Consider the following 17,940-nt stretch of genomic DNA (forward strand, 5'->3'; position numbering starts at 1 on the left):
CCTGGTAGTAGAAGCGATTGGCGACCCAGCCCTGAATCTGCTCGCGACTGGAGCGCCCGGCGTACATGGCCTGGTGGAATGGATGATGAATATGGTAATAGGCGCCTTTGGCGCGCAGGGCCGCTTCGAATTCGATGGGGGACATGGGTGTGTCGGTCATTGCGGTTCTCCTGGAAGCTCTGCTGTGTCTGGTCTGGCCTCATCGCGAGCAAGCTCGCTCCCACATTGGGATTGTTGGTGTACACAAAATCTATGCTCACACCGGACTACTGTGGGAGCGAGCTTGCTCGCGATGAGGCCACCCGCTACAACTCAATACTCATGCCGTCAAACGCCACTTCGATCCCGCGCCGCTCCAGCAGCGCCCGCTCGGCCGAGTCTTCATCGAGGATCGGGTTGGTGTTGTTAATGTGGATCAGCACCTTGCGCTGGCGGGTGAAGCCTTCAAGGATGTCGAGCATGCCGCCAGGGCCGCTTTGCGACAGGTGACCCATTTCACTGCCCAGGTTCTGGCCGACTTCGCAGACTCGCATCTCGTCGTCGCGCCACAAGGTGCCGTCCAGCAACAGGCAATCGGCGCGTTGCATCCAGCTCAGCACCTCGTCGTCGACCTGTCCCAGGCCTGGCGCGTAGAACAGCGAAGCGCCGCTGCGCCGGTCTTCGACAAACAGTCCGATGGTGTCGCCCGGCTGCGGATTGCCGCGATTGGGCGAATACGGCGGTGCGTTGCTGACCAAGGGGATCGCGCGAAATCGCAGGTGTGCGCAAGCGGTGATGCTGAACGGCTCGCGGTCGAGCCCGACCGGTTGCCACTGCAACCCGCCGTTCCAGTGTTTGAGCATGGTGAACAACGGGAAGCCGCTGCTCAGGTCTTCACGGACCCGTTCGGTGCACCAGACCGAATGCGGGCAGCCTTCGCGCAGACTCAACAGGCCGGTGCAGTGGTCGATCTGGCTGTCCAGCAGGACGACGCCAGCGATCGCGGTATCACGCACCCGGCGCGCCGGTTGCAGCGGCGCGAAACTCTCGAGTTGCGCGCGAATGTCCGGTGAAGCATTGCACAGCACCCAATCCACACCGTTGTCGCTCAGGGCAATCGAGGACTGGGTGCGCCGTTGGGCCCGCAGGCTGCCATTGCGCATCGCGGCGCACTGGCGGCAGTTGCAATTCCATTGCGGAAAACCACCGCCAGCGGCGGATCCGAGAACGCGAATGTGCATGGGCAATGCTCCAGAAGGCAGGCCCGGCCAACGCAACAGCTGGCCGGGTGAACAGTCAGCGGTTGGCGAAATACATCGTCACTTCGAAGCCAATGCGCAGATCGGTAAACGCGGGTTTAGTCCACATGGGTCAATCCTCTTTTTGTGCCGGGCGATTCCGGTAAAGCCATTAATGCACGGGGGGCCAGGCGCCCGAATGCTACTTTCGAACGAGGTGGCGGCGTGCATTGGTAGGGGGTGTTGCGCAATTTTCAAGCACACCCAGAAACCAATGTGGGAGCGAGCTTGCTCGCGATGACGGTGTATCAGTCAACTGTGATGTTGAATGTACTGGCCTCATCGCGAGCAAGCTCGCTCCCACAGGTTCTTCAGTGTTCTTGCGGAGGTTAGAAGAACCCCATCGGATTGATGTCGTAGCTCACCAGCAGGTTTTTGGTCTGCTGATAGTGGTCGAGCATCATCTTGTGGTTTTCACGGCCGACACCGGATTTCTTGTAGCCACCGAACGCGGCATGAGCCGGGTACAGGTGATAGCAGTTGGTCCAGACACGCCCGGCCTTGATCGCCCGGCCCATGCGGTAGGCACGGTTGATGTCGCGGGTCCACAGACCGGCGCCGAGGCCGAACTCGCTGTCGTTGGCAATCGCCAGGGCTTCGGCTTCGTCTTTGAAGGTGGTGATACCCACCACCGGGCCGAAGATTTCTTCCTGGAACACGCGCATTTTGTTGTGGCCCTTGAGCAGGGTCGGCTGGATGTAATAACCCGTCGACAAATCACCCTCAAGACGCTCGGCCGCGCCGCCGGTGAGCAGCTCGGCGCCCTCCTCCTGAGCAATTTTCAGGTACGAGAGAATCTTGTCGTACTGCTGCTCGGACGCCTGGGCGCCGACCATGGTTTCGGTATCCAGCGGGTTGCCGCGCTTGATCTTGACGATCTTCTTCATCACCACTTTCATGAAGTCGTCGTAGATCGACTCCTGCACCAGCGCTCGCGATGGACAGGTGCAGACTTCGCCCTGGTTGAAGAACGCCAGCACCAAACCTTCGGCGGCCTTCTCGATGAACTGCGGCTCGGCTTGCATGATGTCTTCGAAGAAAATGTTCGGCGACTTGCCGCCCAGTTCGACAGTGCTCGGGATGATGTTCTCGGCCGCGCATTTCATGATGTGCGCGCCAATCGGGGTGGAACCGGTGAAGGCAATCTTGGCGATGCGCTTGCTGGTGGCCAGCGCCTCACCGGCTTCGCGACCGAAGCCCTGGACGATGTTCAGCACACCGGCCGGCAGCAAATCGGCGATCAGCTCAGCAAAGACCATGATCGACAGCGGCGTCTGCTCGGCGGGTTTGAGTACCACGCAGTTACCGGCAGCCAGGGCCGGGGCGAGTTTCCAGGCAGCCATCAGCAGCGGGAAGTTCCACGGAATGATCTGTCCGACCACGCCCAGCGGCTCGTGGAAGTGATAGGCCGTGGTCAGCTCGTTGATCTCGGCGGCACCGCCCTCTTGAGCGCGGATGCAACCGGCGAAGTAACGGAAATGGTCGGCGGCCAGCGGCACGTCGGCGTTCAGGGTTTCACGCACGGCTTTGCCGTTGTCCCAGGTTTCGGTGACGGCGAGGATTTCCAGGTTCTGCTCGATGCGGTCGGCGATTTTCAGCAGCACCAGGGAGCGGTCCTGCGCTGAGGTCTTGCCCCAGGCATCGGCGGCGGCATGCGCTGCGTCGAGGGCTTTTTCGATGTCGGCGGCGCTGGAGCGAGGGAACTCGGCGATCACTTCACCGTTGACCGGTGAGGTGTTGGTGAAGTACTCACCATTGACCGGGGCGACGAACTCGCCGCCGATGAAATTGCCGTAGCGCGGTTTAAACGTAACGACGGCGCCAGGTGTGCCAGGTTGTGCGTAGATCATGGTGGGCCTCTGTCTGGGTCGATGCCTGTCGGGCAAACAGGCGATGAACCGATAGTAGAGAGCCCCGCGCGTCAGACGAATGCGCCGTTGGCAGGAGGACTCTCGTTATTTGGTAGTAGATTTGCCCACATCTACCTGTGGCAAATCTCCCTGTGGGAGCGAGCCTGCTCGCGAAGGGGCCAGTACATTCACTAGAGATGTTGGCTGACAGATCGCTTTCGCGAGCAGGCTCGCTCCCACAGAGTTATGCGGTGGATTTTGAGTTAATGCTTGGCGACCAGGTCTTTCGGCAGCTTGAAGGTCCAGAGCATGCCGCCCTGGTTGAAGTCCTTGATGCGCTTGGCCACTTCGCCGCCCCACAACGGTACGGCACCGCCCCAACCGGAGAGGACCGAAACGTACTGTTCGCCGTCCATTTCCCAGGTCACAGGGGAGCCAAGTACGCCGGAGCCGGTCTGGAATTCCCAGACTTTCTCGCCGGTCTTGGCATTGAACGCCTGCAGGAAACCTTCCGGCGTACCGGTGAACACCAGGTTGCCCTTGGTGGTCAGCACTCCGCCCCACAACGGCGCGAAGTTCTTGTGGCGCCAGACTTCCTTGCCGGTTTTCGGGTCGATGGCGCGCAGCACGCCGATGTAGTCTTCATTCAACGGTTTGATGGTGAAACCGGCACCGAGGAATGCCGCGCCTTTCTTGTAGGCGATGCCTTCGTTCCAGATGTCCATGCCCCATTCGTTCGACGGCACGTAGAACAGTCCGGTGTCCTTGTTGTAGGCCATCGGCATCCAGTTTTTCGCGCCGAGGAATGCCGGTGCTACGAATACCGAACTGCCTTTGGCTTCGGCGCCTGGCGCGCCTGGGCGGCTGGCTTCGTTGTAGATCGGCCGGCCCTCTTTATCCAGGCCGGTGGCCCAGGTGATTTTGTCCACGAACGGGAAGCCGCGAATGAACTTGCCGTTGGTGCGGTCCAGCACGTAGAAGAAACCGTTACGGTCAGCGGTGGCCGCGGCTTTGATCTCTTTACCGCCATCGGTGTAGTTGAACGAGACCAGCTCGTTCACGCCGTCATAGTCCCAGCCGTCGTGAGGCGTGCTCTGGAAGTGCCACTTGATGGTGCCGTCGTCCGGGTTGAGCGCCAGGCGCGACGACGAGTAGAGGTTGTCGCCAGGACGCAGGTGCGAGTTCCACGGCGCCGGGTTGCCGGTGCCGAACAGCAGCAGATTGGTTTCCGGGTCGTAGTAACCGCCGAGCCAAGGCGCCGCGCCGCCGGTTTTCCAGAGATCGCCGGGCCAGGTCTTGCCGGCTTCACCGCCGGAGATGCCGTTCTCCACCGCTTTGCCGTCCTTGTAGGTGTAGCCCATGTGGCCTTCGACGGTGGGACGGGTCCACAACAAGTTACCGTTTTTCGGGTCGTAGGCTTCGATTTTGCCAACCACCCCGAACTCGCCACCGGCGACACCAGTGATCAGTTTGCCGTTGATTACCAACGGCGCGGCACTGATGGAGTAGCCTTCCTTGTGGTCAGCGACTTTCTTGCTCCAGACGACTTTGCCGGTGTCTTTGTTCAGGGCCACGAGCTTGGCGTCGAGGGTGCCGAAAATCACCAGGTCGCCGTACAGCGCGACACCACGGTTGATCACGTCGCAGCAAGGACGGATGTCATCGGGCAGGCGCGCATCGTATTGCCAGAGCTTCTTGCCGGTACGCGCATCCACCGCAAACACTCGCGAGTAGGAGCCGGTCATGTACATCACACCGTCCTTGATCATCGGCTGTGCTTGCTGACCGCGTTGTTTCTCACCGCCGAAGGAGAATGCCCAGACCGGCCGCAAGTCCTTCACGTTGTTGACGTTGAGCGTATCCAGCGGACTGTAGCGCTGACCCTGGACGCCCAGACCGTTGGTGACGATCTGCTCCGGGTTCTTGGGGTCCTGGAGAATGTCTTGATCGGTGACGCCGGCCAATGCCGAGCCGGACAACAGCATGGCACTGAGCAGCACGCTCAAGACGAAGGGTTGGCGACGTGCGGGTTGGGTCATGACGGCTACCTCTGCAGTTTTTGTTATACCCGGGAAATTTTCCCGGTCTGGTGCAGATTCTTGGGCGCCGCCGCCCTTGGAACAATTGCCCGCAGTGCTGAGATTGCTAGTTCCTTAGTACCGGGTCGGAGGAGATGAACAACGGATAGGTTGATCGACACTAGTCCCCTGTGGGAGCGAGCTTGCGCGCGATGGCGGTGTATCAGCCAACATAAATATTGAATGTTAAGGCCTCATCGCGAGCAAGCTCGCTCCCACAGGGGATCTTTGTTGCTCACTTGTCCGCGTTCGAATCAACTCGGGTCATCTGCCCAAGCTCGTAACGCGGATACAGATGGCTGACGCTGCGGATCAGCTCGTAACGGCTCAGAGTGATCCCGGTAAACCGTTCAGGAATGGGGCTGCGGATCATCTCGGCCATATCGCTGCCGTTGGCGGCGCCATCGCGCATGAGCTGGTCGAGCCAGCTGAGGTAGTCACGCATTTGCTCGAAGGGCTGTTGATCGCTGGCCACCGGTCCATGGCCGGGCACGATTAGCGTCCATGACAGGCCTTGAAGTGTGGCGATGTCCGCCAGCCACACCGCCAGCCCCGGACTGTTGGGCGTGGTCAGCGCCCGTTGGTAAAACACCAGATCCCCGGCAAACAGCACGCCGGTTTTCTGGTCGAGAATAGCCAGATCCGCGCCCGTGTGCCCACCCAGGCCCAGCAGACGCAGATCGTGATTCCCAAAACTTCGCACGCCGGGCGTCAGCGTCCGGGTCGGCAACACCACTTCGGTGCCGCGCATCCAGTCGCCCACCAGGCGATACATGTTCTCGGCCATGGCATCGCCCTGCTGATGCAGTAGCTCAGTAGTGCCGGCCAGCGCACCAATCGGCACGTCACTGAAGGCTTGGTTGCCGAGCACATGATCAGGATGATGATGGGTCAGCAGCACCTCAATCACCGGTTTTTCAGTGATCGCGGCAATCGCCTTGCGCATCGCTTCGCCGTAGCGTTTCGACGGCCCGGTGTCGATCACCACCACGCCACGCTCGGTGACGATGAACGCGGTATTGACGATGTTGCCGCCGTTGGCCTTGGCGAAATTGTCGGTGCTGCCTTCCAGCAGCCAGGTGTCTTCGGCGATCTGTCGGGGCTTGAGTGAGTAGTCGAGTTCGGCCAGGGCCGGCAGGCTAAAACCGATGAACAACAGCAGCATCCAGCGCATCACGCGCTCCTTTGGGTCAGGGTATGGCCGCATCGAATTGATTGCCGCTGTTGTCGCGCAGCAACAGGCGCGTCTGCCCTGCCCCTTCGATGTCGAAGGTCAGGTTGGGGTTTTCGCTGACAGCGGGAAACAACTCCAAACGAGCCAACAGCTGATCGTTCTGATCCCGCAGTTCGGCGTGGTTGATGAAGAACTCTGGAATGCCGCTGACCATGCCGTTGTCCATCGGATGCGCCACCTGCAAGCGCACGCGACTGAATTCGCCACGGGGATATCGACCGCCCAGCACTTCGCCGATGTGGTCCTCCCAGCCCGGCTGAGTGCGCACCACACTCGGCGCCGTGCAACCGCCGCCCGCCGCATCGATCAGGGTCGAGCCGACATGCCACAACCCATCACGGGTCAGCACGGCCGCGCGCAATGGCGTGGCTTGCTCGATACGGATGCGGATCGACAGCCACGGCAGCACCCGGTCCAGCGGCTGAAAATCGACAATTTTCGGCAAAGGGTTGAGTTCAGCCCAGGCGAGGATTTTCACCACTTCGCCCTTGAACGCCCGGGCGTCGATTTCCAGCGGTACCTGCCGGGCATCTTCGGCGAACGGCGGCGCCAGCAGCTTGACCCGGTCGTCGAACACGAACGGCGCATCGCCAAGCATCTGCTTGTGATAGAAGGCCCACATCACCGACGGCACCGGGTCTTTGCCCGGGTCGATGTCCACGGCGTGCGCGGCGATGGGTAACCAACAGACCAACAGACAACCCGCTCGCCAGTTCACTATTGATACATCTCGGGCACGTCATAGCGCAGGCCGTAATGGCCATAAATGGTTTTGACCGAGCCCTCGCGGATCAAGGCTTCCAGCGCCTCTTCCACGGCATAGGCCAGTTGACGGTTGCTTTCGTGCACCGCCATGCCGATCTCCCAAAGTTGCTTGCCCATGTTCGGGTAGGCGTTTTCCGCCAGCGCCACTTGCGGGTCCGCCGCTTCATGCACTTGCCAGTCGATCTCGCCGCGCATGGCCATGACCGCGTCGACTTCACCGGCCTTCATGGCCGCGAACGCTTGAGGTACACCGGAATAGTGATGCGTTTTGGCGGCGAGCATGCCGCTGAACACCGAGGTCAGGTAGAACGACGGCACGCTGTCGACTTCGACCCCGATCGGGTGGTGCTCGAACACGGCGACGCTGCCCACCGACTCCAGCCGGCGGCGGTCGAAGGCGACCTGCCATTGTTCGTTCTGGTACGGCCCGAACATCACCACATGGCCGTTTTCCAGCTCACCCAGTTCATTGCGCTTCTGCGCGTAATCGCGATCGTACGGCACGCGCATCATCAGGTCGGCCAGTTGCAGATCGTGCAACTGACTGGCACGCCAGATGTAATCGCGCAGGTCGTCGTCGAGCTTCTCGCCGGCGGGCGCCCAAATCAACGTCAGCCGCACGCCGAGAGCCTTGGCCAACGCTTCGGCGAGTTCGACATCAACGCCACGGGCCTGGCCGGCGTCTTCAAAACTGTAGGGGGCGAAGTCCTTGTAGACCGCTACTTTGAGCTCCCTGGCGGCGATCATTTCGTCATAGGTACGGACCTGCGCCTGCACGACCTGGCAGCACAGCAACACAACGCTGATCAACACAGCGAGCAGGCGCATGGGTTACTCCTCGACGTGAACGGTGTCCAGGTAGGTGCGTACCGCCCACAAGGCTTCCTGGCTCAGGTAGTCGGCCATCTTCGGCATGTAGACCCGGCCGTCACGCACGGCGCCGTGGCGCACGCGTTCGACGAACCATTCATCACCCGCCTCGGCGACATCCAGCATGCGCAAATCGGGGGCGATGCCGCCGGATTTGGCTTCCAGGCCATGGCAGGCCGCGCAGTTCTGGTTGTAGGCCGAAGAGCCGATTTCCACGGCCTTATCGTGTTCCGGGGTTGCACGATAAGGGTTCACCGATGCCCAACCATCGGCATCGACCGGTACGCCAGCGTCCTTGATCGGGGTCAGGCCCGGGGTGGCGACAGCCTGGGGGACCACGTTGCCGTGGGCCCAGACGGAACCTGCGCTGATAAAGCCGGCCAGCAGACCGGCAACGAGTAAGGCGTTGCGTTTTGTTGTCATTGTTATGCCCTCTTGATTGCACGCAAAACCTCTTTGAAGAGGCTATGGCACCCATCTTAGGAAGGGCTTCGCGCAAGCCCCATACTGCTTTGGTGGCCGCCGTCTAGTTCCTTGGTAGTAGGGCTTGTGGCGCACATCCAAATACAGCCGCGGATCGCTAAAACCGCGCCGCCCCGGGCGAGTTACTACCTTGGTACTGGCTCACTGGTACTTTCTGCATATTTCCTTCTGCCTCACAGCGTTCCTATGCTGGCGCTACCTGTAATGGAGTGCCTTATGCGCCAGCTTGCCCCTTACGCCCTGATCTATCTGTTGGCGATTGCCTGCGCCGCCGGGCTGGCGACCCAGAGTCAGGCTGCGGACGCGCCGTTGCAGGTGCAGGTGCAGATCGGCTACCTGGGCTATCGCCCCGACCCGGGCCCGTTGCTGTCGAACGTCATTTCCGAGCCGGTCGATGCCGGTTTGCGTGGCGCCGAACTGGCGATCACTGACAGCAACAGCACCGGGCGCTTCCTCAACCAGAGTTACAGCCTGGTCAGCGCCAACGTCGACAATCCGGATGCCCTGGTCGAAGCGGCCAAGGCCCAGCATGAACAAGGTCTGCGCCTGTTTGTGGTGAATGCACCGGCGCAGAGCCTACGCCGGCTCAGCGCGGTGTTACCCGACAGCTTGCTGTTCAATGCCGGCAGTCCCGATGACAGCCTGCGCAGCACCGATTGCTTGCCGAACGTTCTTCACAGCCTGCCGAGTCGGGCGATGCTCGCCGATGCGCTGGCGCAGTTTCTGGTGGTGCGCAAATGGCAACGGGCGCTGCTGATCGTCGGCCCGACGCCGGACGATCAAGCCTACGCCGCCGCCCTGCGCCGCGCCGCCAAACGCTTCGGCCTGAAACTGGTCGCGGAAAAAGTCTGGAGTTTCGACAACGATCAGCGCCGCAGCGCCCAGGCCGATATGCCGCTGTTCACCCAGACCGCCGAGTACGACGTGGTGCTGGTGGCAGATGAACGCGGTGATTTCGGCGAATACGTGCCCTACCAGACCTGGTACCCACGGCCGGTCGCCGGCACTCAGGGGCTGACCCCGGTGGGCTGGCACAAAACCGTGGAAACCTACGGCGCCGCCCAGTTGCAGAAACGCTTCGAAGCCCTGACCGGGCGCTGGATGAATGACCGCGATTTTGCGGCCTGGATCGCCGTGCGCAGCATCGCCAGTGCGGTGAGCAAACTGCGTCAGGTCGATCCGATGGCGATCCGTACGCTTGAGATCAGCGATCAATTGCCGCTAGACGGTTTCAAGGGTCGCAAGCTCAGTTATCGGCCGTGGAACGGCCAGTTGCGCCAACCCATTCCCATCGTGCAGCCCCGTGCGTTGGTCAGCACTTCGCCGCAAGACGGCTTCCTGCACCCCTTCAACGAGATGGACAGCCTCGGTTACGACAAACCCGAGGTCAGCTGCCGCTTTCCCTAATCAGACTTTCCACAAAAACCACAACAAAAAAGGAATCCGCCATGCGCCGCACCCTGCTCTGCCGCTCCCTGCTTTTCTGGGCCCTGCTGCTCGCCGCCGGGCACGCCGCGGCCAGCACCGCCTGGGTTTCCAACGAAAAGGACAACAGCCTGAGCCTGATCGACCTGCAGACCCTGCAAGTCACCGACACCCTGCCCGTCGGCCAGCGCCCCCGCGGTCTGCTGTTGTCCCACGACAACAAGCTGCTGTACATCTGCGCCAGCGACTCGGACCGGGTCCAGGTGATGGACGTGGCCACCCGCAAGATCATCAATGAATTGCCCTCGGGCAAAGATCCTGAACAATTCGCCCTGCACCCCAACAATCGCTGGCTGTACGTTTCCAACGAAGACGATGCGCTGGTGACGGTGATCGACACCGAAACCTCCAAGGTGCTGAGCCAGATCAACGTCGGCGTCGAGCCCGAAGGCATGGCCGTCAGCCCGGATGGCAAGTGGGCGGTGAACACCAGCGAAACCACCAACATGCTGCACTGGATCGACACCAGCACCCAGACCCTGGCCGACAGCACCCTGGTGGATCAGCGGCCGCGCTTCGTCGAATTCACGCCGGATGGCTCAAAGCTCTGGGCCTCGGCGGAAATCGGCGGCACGGTTACCATTCTCGACGTCGCCACCCGCAAGATCCTCAAGACCCTGACCTTCCAGATCAAGGGCGTGCACCCGGATAAAGTCCAGCCGGTGGGCATCAAACTCAGCGCCGACGACAAGTACGGCTTCGTCGCCCTCGGCCCGGCCAATCATGTGGCGGTGATCGACGCCAAGACCTTCGAGATTCTTGATTATTTGCTGGTTGGCCGACGCGTCTGGCAGATGTCGTTCACCCCCGATCAAAAGCAGTTGTTGGCCACTAACGGCGTCAGCGGCGACGTGTCGGTGATCGATGTCGACAGCCTCAAGGTCACCAAGTCGATCAAGGTCGGGCGTTATCCGTGGGGCGTGGTGGTGACCCCATGAACGCACTGGAAGTCAGCGAGCTGAGTTTCGCTTATGGTGCGAAAGAGGCATTGCGTCAGGTGAGTTTCAGCCTGGCGCCTGGCCGTTTCGCTGCATTGCTGGGGCCAAACGGCGCGGGGAAATCCACGCTGATTGCCCTGCTCACCCGGCTCTACAATGTGCAGCGCGGAGACATCCGGGTCGGCGGCTGTTCGTTGCGCAACGCGGTGCGTCCGGCGCTCAAGCAATTGGGTGTGGTGTTTCAGCAAAGCACGCTGGACCTGGACCTCAGTGTCGAGCAAAACCTGCGTTATCACGCCGCGCTGCATGGGATGTCGCGGCGTCAGACCGGCCTTCGGGTCGACGCCGAACTGGCTCGTCAGGCCTTGACCGAACGCCGTCGCGAGCGGGTTCGCGAACTCAATGGCGGCCACCGTCGCCGGGTGGAAATCGCCCGCGCCTTGCTGCATGAACCGCGCCTGCTGCTGCTCGATGAGGCCAGCGTTGGCCTCGACCCGGCCAGTCGGCAGGCGCTCAATCAACACATTCGTAGTTTGTGCCGCGAGCAAGGCATCAGCGTGCTTTGGACCACTCACTTACTCGATGAAGTACAGTCGAGCGACGACTTGTTGATCCTGCATCAGGGCCGACTGGTCGCCAGTGGATCAGCGGACGCCCTGAGCCTGGAGCACGGTGGTGACCTTGGTTCGGCCTTCACTCGACTGACGACCTCAGGAGCCGTTCGATGAATGCCTACTGGCAATGTTTCGGTGGCATCGTGCTGCGTGAATGGCTGCGTTTTGTGTTGCAGCGCACGCGGTTTCTCAGTGCACTGGTGCGGCCGCTGCTGTGGCTGCTGGTGTTCGCCGCCGGTTTTCGCGCCGCACTCGGGATCGCGATCATTGAGCCCTATGACACCTACATTCCGTATGAGGTGTACATCATCCCTGGCCTTGCCTGCATGATCCTGCTGTTCAACGGCATGCAAGGTTCGCTGTCGATGGTCTATGACCGGGAAATGGGCAGCATGCGCGTGCTGCTGACCAGCCCCCTGCCCCGCACTTTCCTGCTGTGCAGCAAACTGTTGGCCACCTCGCTGATCTCGCTGTTGCAGGTGTACGCCTTTCTGGCGATTGCCTGGGTGTACGGCGTGCAACCACCGGCCATGGGCTTGTTGATCGCCTTGCCGGCGTTGCTGCTGGTGGCGTTGATGCTCAGCGCGCTGGGCTTGTTGCTGTCCAACGCGATCCGTCAGCTGGAGAACTTTGCCGGGGTAATGAATTTCGTGATCTTCCCGCTGTTTTTCCTGTCGTCGGCGCTGTACCCACTGTGGAAAATGCGCGAGTCCAGCGAGTGGCTGTACTGGTTGTGCGCGTTGAACCCGTTCACCCATGCGGTGGAACTGGTGCGGTTTGCCCTGTATGAACGGTTTAACCCGTTGGCGCTGTCGGTGTGCGTGGGGCTGACACTGGTGTTCGCGCTGCTCGCCGTACTCACCTTCAACCCGCAACACGCCGCCTTGCGCAAAACCAACTGACAACACAGATCGCTCCCACAGTGGGTTGTGTTGAACAGGGTGAAATTACTACTTTAGTACTGCTTTACCTGTCTATCGTCGCATTCCCAACGCACCGAGACTGGCATGTAATAGGTTCATAACTATAAGGATTGAACCCCATGCCGCGTGCCCGACGTCGTCTGCTGCGCCCTTCTCTCGCTGCGCTATCGCTGAGCCTGTTATTGGGCGTCGCGCAGGCCGAAACACTGCTGTTTTCCGCTGACGGCTATCGCATCGGGCTGTACCGCAGCCCGACCCCGAATCAAGTCCAGGGCGCCGGCATCATCGATACCGCGGCCCTGCAAACCCTGCTGACCCAGACGCCGCGTCCGGTGCTGATCGACGTCTACCGCCGTCAGTGGTTGCAAGGACGTTTCATCGAGGACCAGCCCCACGAAAACCTCCCTGGCAGCCATTGGCTGGCCAATACCGGCGACGGTGACCTGACGCCCGACTGGCAGGACTATTTTGCGCGTAAGCTGAACACATTGACCGCAGGTGATCTCGCGCAACCGCTGGTCTTCTACTGCCGCTCCGATTGTTGGCTGAGCTGGAACGCCGTGAAGCGCGCCGCCGCCATGGGCTATAAGACGCTGTATTGGTATCGCGACGGCCTGGACGCCTGGCAGGCCGCCAACCTGCCCGTGACGCCGGCCCAGCCCGAGCCCTTCCCCTGACCTTTATGCTTGCGTGTTGTTGCCACACCCTAATCAAAATAATGAGGTGAAAGGCTATGTACAAAATTCTGATTGCCGACGATCACCCGCTGTTTCGCGAAGCCATTCATAACGTCATCAGCGATGGTTTTCCGGGCAGCGAGGTGATGGAAACCGCCGACCTGGACAGCGCCCTGGTGCTGACGCAGGAACACGACGACCTGGACCTGATCCTGCTCGACCTGAACATGCCCGGCATGCACGGCCTCAATGGCCTGATCAACCTGCGCAACGAGGCGCCGACCATTCCGGTGGTGATCGTCTCGGCCGAACAGGACAAACAAGTCGTGCTGCAAGCCATCACTTATGGTGCGGTGGGTTTCATCACAAAATCCTCACCACGGGTGCAAATGACCGAAGCCATCCAGCAGATCCTCAACGGCAATGTCTACTTGCCGCCAGACATCATCCGCACGCAAAAATGCGGTACAAGGCGCATGAACGATGCCCCGAGCTTCCCACCTGAATTGCTCCAGGCCTTGACCCGCAAGCAGTTGCTGGTGCTCGAACGCATGACCAAGGGCGAGTCGAACAAACAGATCGCCTACACCCTGGAAATCGCCGAAACCACGGTCAAGGCCCACGTCTCGGCAATCCTGCGCAAACTCAATGTGCACAATCGGGTGCAGGCGATTTTGAGTGCCGGGGATATAGATTTCGGGTCTTACTTACGGCGTTGAGACCGAGTCGCCCTCTTCGCGAGCAAGCCCGCTCCCACATTGGATCTGAGTGAACTCGGTCAAATGTGGGAGCGGGCTTGCTCGCGAAGAGGCCAGTACAGACACCAGAAGCCTCAAGGCCTACCGAGCAAATGGCTCATCGCCGTCTTGAGCTTCATCGGCCGCACCGGTTTGTGCATCAGGGTGTGGCCCAGCTCACGAATCTGCTGCTTGAGTTCGTTGCTGTAGTTAGCGGTGATCATCATTGCCGGAATGGCCGAGCCGCGACGGGCATTGATCCGGGCTACGGCATCGACGCCGTTCTGATCGTCGTCCAGGTGATAGTCGGCAATCAGCAAATCGGCTTCTTCGTGATAGTTGTCCACTTGCCGCGCCAGGTCCTGCTCCGACAGTGCCGTGACCACCAGACACCCCCACCCTTCGAGCAACGTGCGCATGCCGGCGCAAATGGCCGCGTCGTTATCCAGCACCCACACCCGCGCCCCACGCAGACGTTCAAGCATCGGCTCACTCATCAGCAGACTCGGTAGCACCTTGGGTGCCGTGGCACTCAAAGGTACTTCGACGGAAAACATTGAGCCCTTGCCCGGCCACGAACGCACGTGAATGCGGTGACCGAGAATCCCGGCAATCTTCTCCACGATCGCCAGCCCCAGACCTAACCCGCGATCCTGATCTGGACGCTGTACATCACCGCGTTTGAATTCCTGAAAAATCTCCTCGAGGCGGTTTTCGGCAATGCCCATGCCGCTGTCCCAGACCTCGATCGACAGGCGCTGGTGATGACGTCGGCAACCGAGCACCACACGACCGCTGTAGGTGTAGCGAATGGCGTTGCTCAACAGATTTCGAAGGATCCGCGCCAGCAACTGAATGTCGCTGCGCACCAGTGCCGAACAGGGGATGAAATGCAGCTCCAAGCCCTCGCTGCGAGCCACCTGGGTGTACTCGGCCGCGAGGTTTTCCAGCAATTCGCTCAGGGCAAACGGCGCAATGTCGGCCTTGATCACCCCGGCATCCAGTTTTGAGATGTCAACCAGCGTACCCAGCAGGTTCTCCACGTCTTCCAGGGAGTTGCTGACATTACGCACCAAAATCGCATTGGCCACCGGCTCCCGCCGCTCAAGCAAAGCGCTGGTAAACAGCCGCGCGGCGTTGAGCGGTTGCAGCAGGTCGTGACTGACGGCGGCGAGAAACTTGGTCTTCGACAGGTTGGCCTGTTCGGCCTCGAGTTTGGCTTCACGCAGGCGAGATTCCGCCCGCCGACGCTCGTCGATCTCACGCAGTAATTGGTCGTTGAGCGTGGTCAGTTCTGCCGTCCGTTCGCGCACCCGCAACTCAAGATTCTGATAGGCCTGGTGCAGCGCCTCGGCGGTGCGGCGGCGTTCGGTGATGTCGCGGATCAACACGAAAATCCCCACCACTTCCCCGGTGGCCAGGCGATTGGGTACGTAGGAGCGCAGCATGTAGCGCTCCTGGTTGTTGATGTTGGTTTCGGCGAACTCGAACGTCACGCTCTCACCGGCCAAGGCCCGGGCCACGTAGGCTTCCAGGCGCTGGTAATGCTGTTCGCTGTGGACTTCGCGCAGGCTCTGCCCAAGCATCACGCCCCGAGGCCAGCAGTACCATTCTTCATACACCTTGTTGGTGAACTCGTAGACCAGATCGGCATTCAGGTAGGCAATCAACGCCGGCACATGGTCGGTGATCAGGCGAATCCAGCGCTCGCTTTCGCTCAGCGCTTCGGCGTGTTGGTAGCGTTCGGTGATGTCGGTGAAGGTGTTGACGAAACCGCCGGTGGGCAACGGGTGGGTGCGGATTTCCAGCACCCGGCCATCGTAGAGGCGCTGCTCGCATTCCTGCACGTGCCGCCCGTTTAGATCCCGACTGGCCGGGGTCAGCAGGTTCAATTCGCTGTCGCCGATCACTTCGGCAAACGGACGATGGGCCGCCACCGGGGCCAAGCCGCTGAGTTCGAGGAAACGCCGGTTCCACAACTCCAGGATGCCCTCGGCGTTGACCATCGCCACCCCTTGGGACAGGTTGTCGACCGCCCGTTGCAACAAATGGGATTTCTGCGCGACCGCCTGCTCGCGGCGCACGGTTTCGCTGAGTTTGACGTCGGTAATGTCGGTGAACAGAATCACCCGCCCGCCTTCCTGAGTCGGCCGTTCGCTGACTTGCAACCAGCGACCGTCCTGCAGGCGATAGAGCAGGTTTTCGTCGGCGTGACCCCGCGGCTCTTCAGTGAACAGCCCGGTGGCGGACATCAATCGCTTGACCTCGGCCAGGCGCATACCGGCGTTGATCCGCACTCGGCTGTTGCCCCAGAAGGCCTTGAAGCGGCTGTTGAACAACACAATCCGCTGCTCCGCATCGAACAGCACAAAGGCGTCGGAAATGCTTTCGATGGCGTCGATCAAGTGTTGATGGGCGGTTTCGGCGCGCAGGCGTGCCTCGCTGAGCAAGTGATTGCCCGACTTGAGTTCGGCCATGGCCTGGTTCAAGGCGTCGGTGCGCTCACGCACCTGCTCGGCCAGCACCACCGAATGCTGGAACGCCGCATAGGGGTCATTGCCGCGGGTGATGCCGGACTCGATCCGCTCGATCAGCGCGCCATTGATGCGCTGCAGTTTGTGGTTGTCGCGCTGCAGGCTGGCGATCTGCGCTTGAAGCTCAACGGTGTCCAGGGGACCGGCCTCGGGCAATGGCAACCCCGGTGAAGGTCTGGTTGATATGCATGCCATTGAACTGTTCTCCGTAGGTGTTGAAACCCATCACCCGTTGGTCACGCAAAAACGTTCCGATCTGCTCCAGACTGCCGCCGTCTTCCAGTTCCAGACGCCTGAGAAAGCAGTCGCAGCCGATGGTCAGCAACAGGTCGCCGAGGCGCTCCTGCAAGCCTTCGAACAGGGTTTGCAGATTCGGCAGCATCGGGCCGGGCGTCATGACGGTGAGGACGATGCCGTTTTCCACCGCGCAGTAGAAACTCAGGCTCAGGTCCGGATGAACCTGCTGGATTGCCCGTACGTAATACTGATCGTTGATCCGCACGGCCAAGGGGTGCGCGGCGAAGATCCGGTGATCGAGTTCGGCCACCGGCACACCGATGTGCCGGGCGTACTCCTCGGCGGCCGGCTCGGCATTGAGTTCAAAGACCCGGCGCGAGGTGCTGTCGGCCCCGGTGACCACCAGTTTTTCCGCCCGAGGCAAGATGTGGTGGGTGGTGAAGACTTCGAAGTCGAGCCAGGTGTTGACCAGCACCACCACCGCCGCGCCGCTGTGGAACCCGCCATTAAAATAGACGTGGGTGTGGGTCAGGTAATTGTCGTCGCCGGCCGAACCGCCGAAATGCGGAATGTCGCCCAACGCCGCGCTCAGGGCCGCAAGGACCATTTCTTCACGACTGGACAAACCATCGAGCAGGGTCAGCGCAAAGCTGTTGCCCTTGATCGGCGCCAGGGTGTTGCTGCGACAGCCACTGACCAGTCGCTCGACCATTTGCTGGGCGTCGATCAGGCTGAAACGCTCCATCTCGGAGATCAGTTCGGCGTCGATGGAAAAATGCCGGTGGTCGAAGCCCACCGCGGTTACGCAATTGCGGCCGTAGCCAAGGGGCGTGATTTCCCCGGCGCTGGTGCAACCCACCAGGCGAATACCGCCGAAGCTTTGTTGCAAGGCCTGGCCCAGCGCCTGCAAGTCGTACTCGGCGGAACAGAAGAACAGCACGAAGCCCAAGTGCGGGTGCAACAGTTGTCGCGCCAGCTCCTGGGCCACTTGCTGGGCATCGGTGGCTTGGGACATTGCACTGACCACACCTTCACTCTGGACCTGCTGCATCGTCGCCTCCCACAGGTGCGCATGTATGAGGTTCGAGTGTACGAAGCCTGTGAGCTGCTACGTATGCTACTTGGGTAGCGGGTAGCCGCTTCGATGGGATGAGAGTCTGTAAGGTCATTAAGGACGACTCAAACTCTGTAGCAGCTGTCGAGCACCGCGAGGCAGCGTTCGGCGGCGAAGCCGTCGT

General features: G+C 60.9%; 17 protein-coding genes. 6 read left to right on the top strand and 11 right to left on the bottom strand.

Annotated elements, in window-relative coordinates; translation table 11 throughout:
• From WLY71_RS23215 to pedF, 9 genes are all read right to left on the bottom strand, one after another.
• Nucleotides 1–160, bottom strand: a 160-nt coding sequence (locus WLY71_RS23215) for a thiaminase II/PqqC family protein (protein ID WP_489685673.1), incomplete at its 3' end; no start/stop codon positions are given.
• Between the two features lie 145 nt (nt 161–305).
• Nucleotides 306–1,220, bottom strand: a complete 915-nt coding sequence (gene pqqB, locus WLY71_RS23220; RefSeq protein WP_347805403.1) for a pyrroloquinoline quinone biosynthesis protein PqqB — start codon at nt 1,218–1,220, stop codon at nt 306–308.
• A gap of 55 nt (nt 1,221–1,275) precedes the next feature.
• Nucleotides 1,276–1,347: a pyrroloquinoline quinone precursor peptide PqqA gene (gene pqqA, locus WLY71_RS23225; RefSeq protein WP_003253598.1), complete on the bottom strand. Its 72-nt coding sequence runs from the start codon at nt 1,345–1,347 to the stop codon at nt 1,276–1,278.
• A 259-nt stretch (nt 1,348–1,606) separates the two neighbouring features.
• Nucleotides 1,607–3,127 (bottom strand): acetaldehyde dehydrogenase ExaC, encoded by a 1,521-nt coding sequence (gene exaC, locus WLY71_RS23230; protein WP_347805404.1) that lies wholly within the window; start codon nt 3,125–3,127, stop codon nt 1,607–1,609.
• Nucleotides 3,128–3,390: 263 nt separating this feature from the next.
• Nucleotides 3,391–5,166: a PQQ-dependent methanol/ethanol family dehydrogenase gene (locus WLY71_RS23235; protein ID WP_347805405.1), complete on the bottom strand. Its 1,776-nt coding sequence runs from the start codon at nt 5,164–5,166 to the stop codon at nt 3,391–3,393.
• A gap of 274 nt (nt 5,167–5,440) precedes the next feature.
• On the bottom strand, nt 5,441–6,379 hold the full coding sequence (locus WLY71_RS23240) for a quinoprotein relay system zinc metallohydrolase 1 (RefSeq protein WP_347805406.1): 939 nt from the start codon (nt 6,377–6,379) through the stop codon (nt 5,441–5,443).
• A gap of 16 nt (nt 6,380–6,395) precedes the next feature.
• Nucleotides 6,396–7,157, bottom strand: a complete 762-nt coding sequence (locus WLY71_RS23245) for a quinoprotein dehydrogenase-associated SoxYZ-like carrier (RefSeq protein ID WP_347805407.1) — start codon at nt 7,155–7,157, stop codon at nt 6,396–6,398.
• Nucleotides 7,157–8,032, bottom strand: coding sequence for a substrate-binding periplasmic protein (locus tag WLY71_RS23250; RefSeq protein ID WP_347805408.1), 876 nt, complete (start codon nt 8,030–8,032; stop codon nt 7,157–7,159). Before WLY71_RS23250 ends, WLY71_RS23245 begins: the two co-directional genes overlap by 1 nt.
• A gap of 3 nt (nt 8,033–8,035) precedes the next feature.
• Nucleotides 8,036–8,497 (bottom strand): cytochrome c-550 PedF, encoded by a 462-nt coding sequence (pedF, locus tag WLY71_RS23255; protein WP_347805409.1) that lies wholly within the window; start codon nt 8,495–8,497, stop codon nt 8,036–8,038.
• Between the two features lie 276 nt (nt 8,498–8,773).
• On the opposite strand from pedF, the gene WLY71_RS23260 reads away from it, so the two are divergent.
• The 6 genes from WLY71_RS23260 (at nt 8,774) to WLY71_RS23285 (ending at nt 13,913) form a co-directional block, all read left to right on the top strand.
• Nucleotides 8,774–9,964 carry an ABC transporter substrate-binding protein gene (locus WLY71_RS23260; protein WP_347805410.1) on the top strand — a complete coding sequence of 397 codons (1,191 nt, stop codon included), beginning with the start codon at nt 8,774–8,776 and terminating at the stop codon, nt 9,962–9,964.
• Between the two features lie 41 nt (nt 9,965–10,005).
• A complete protein-coding gene (locus WLY71_RS23265) occupies nt 10,006–10,980 on the top strand; it encodes a YVTN family beta-propeller repeat protein (RefSeq protein WP_347805411.1) in 975 nt (324 codons plus the stop codon).
• A complete protein-coding gene (locus WLY71_RS23270; protein WP_347805412.1) occupies nt 10,977–11,708 on the top strand; it encodes an ABC transporter ATP-binding protein in 732 nt (243 codons plus the stop codon). Before WLY71_RS23265 ends, WLY71_RS23270 begins: the two co-directional genes overlap by 4 nt.
• A complete protein-coding gene (locus WLY71_RS23275; RefSeq protein WP_347805413.1) occupies nt 11,705–12,496 on the top strand; it encodes an ABC transporter permease in 792 nt (263 codons plus the stop codon). Before WLY71_RS23270 ends, WLY71_RS23275 begins: the two co-directional genes overlap by 4 nt.
• A 140-nt stretch (nt 12,497–12,636) precedes the next feature.
• Nucleotides 12,637–13,194 (top strand): PQQ-dependent catabolism-associated CXXCW motif protein, encoded by a 558-nt coding sequence (locus WLY71_RS23280; protein WP_347805414.1) that lies wholly within the window; start codon nt 12,637–12,639, stop codon nt 13,192–13,194.
• A gap of 56 nt (nt 13,195–13,250) precedes the next feature.
• Entirely contained in the window at nt 13,251–13,913 is a 663-nt protein-coding gene (locus tag WLY71_RS23285) for a response regulator transcription factor (RefSeq protein WP_008149733.1), read from the top strand.
• Nucleotides 13,914–14,026: 113 nt separating this feature from the next.
• Here WLY71_RS23285 and nahK read toward each other — a convergent pair whose 3' ends face one another.
• Complete coding sequence (gene nahK / locus WLY71_RS23290) at nt 14,027–16,621, bottom strand: hybrid sensor histidine kinase/response regulator NahK/ErcS' (protein ID WP_347805416.1); 2,595 nt, start codon at nt 16,619–16,621, stop codon at nt 14,027–14,029.
• A complete protein-coding gene (gene nosP, locus WLY71_RS23295; RefSeq protein WP_347805415.1) occupies nt 16,590–17,753 on the bottom strand; it encodes a nitric oxide-sensing protein NosP in 1,164 nt (387 codons plus the stop codon). Before nosP ends, nahK begins: the two co-directional genes overlap by 32 nt.
• Between the last annotated feature and the right edge of the window lie 187 nt (nt 17,754–17,940).

Source organism: Pseudomonas rossensis (assembly GCF_039888995.1).
In the GTDB taxonomy this organism is placed as follows: Bacteria; Pseudomonadota; Gammaproteobacteria; order Pseudomonadales; family Pseudomonadaceae; genus Aquipseudomonas; species Aquipseudomonas rossensis.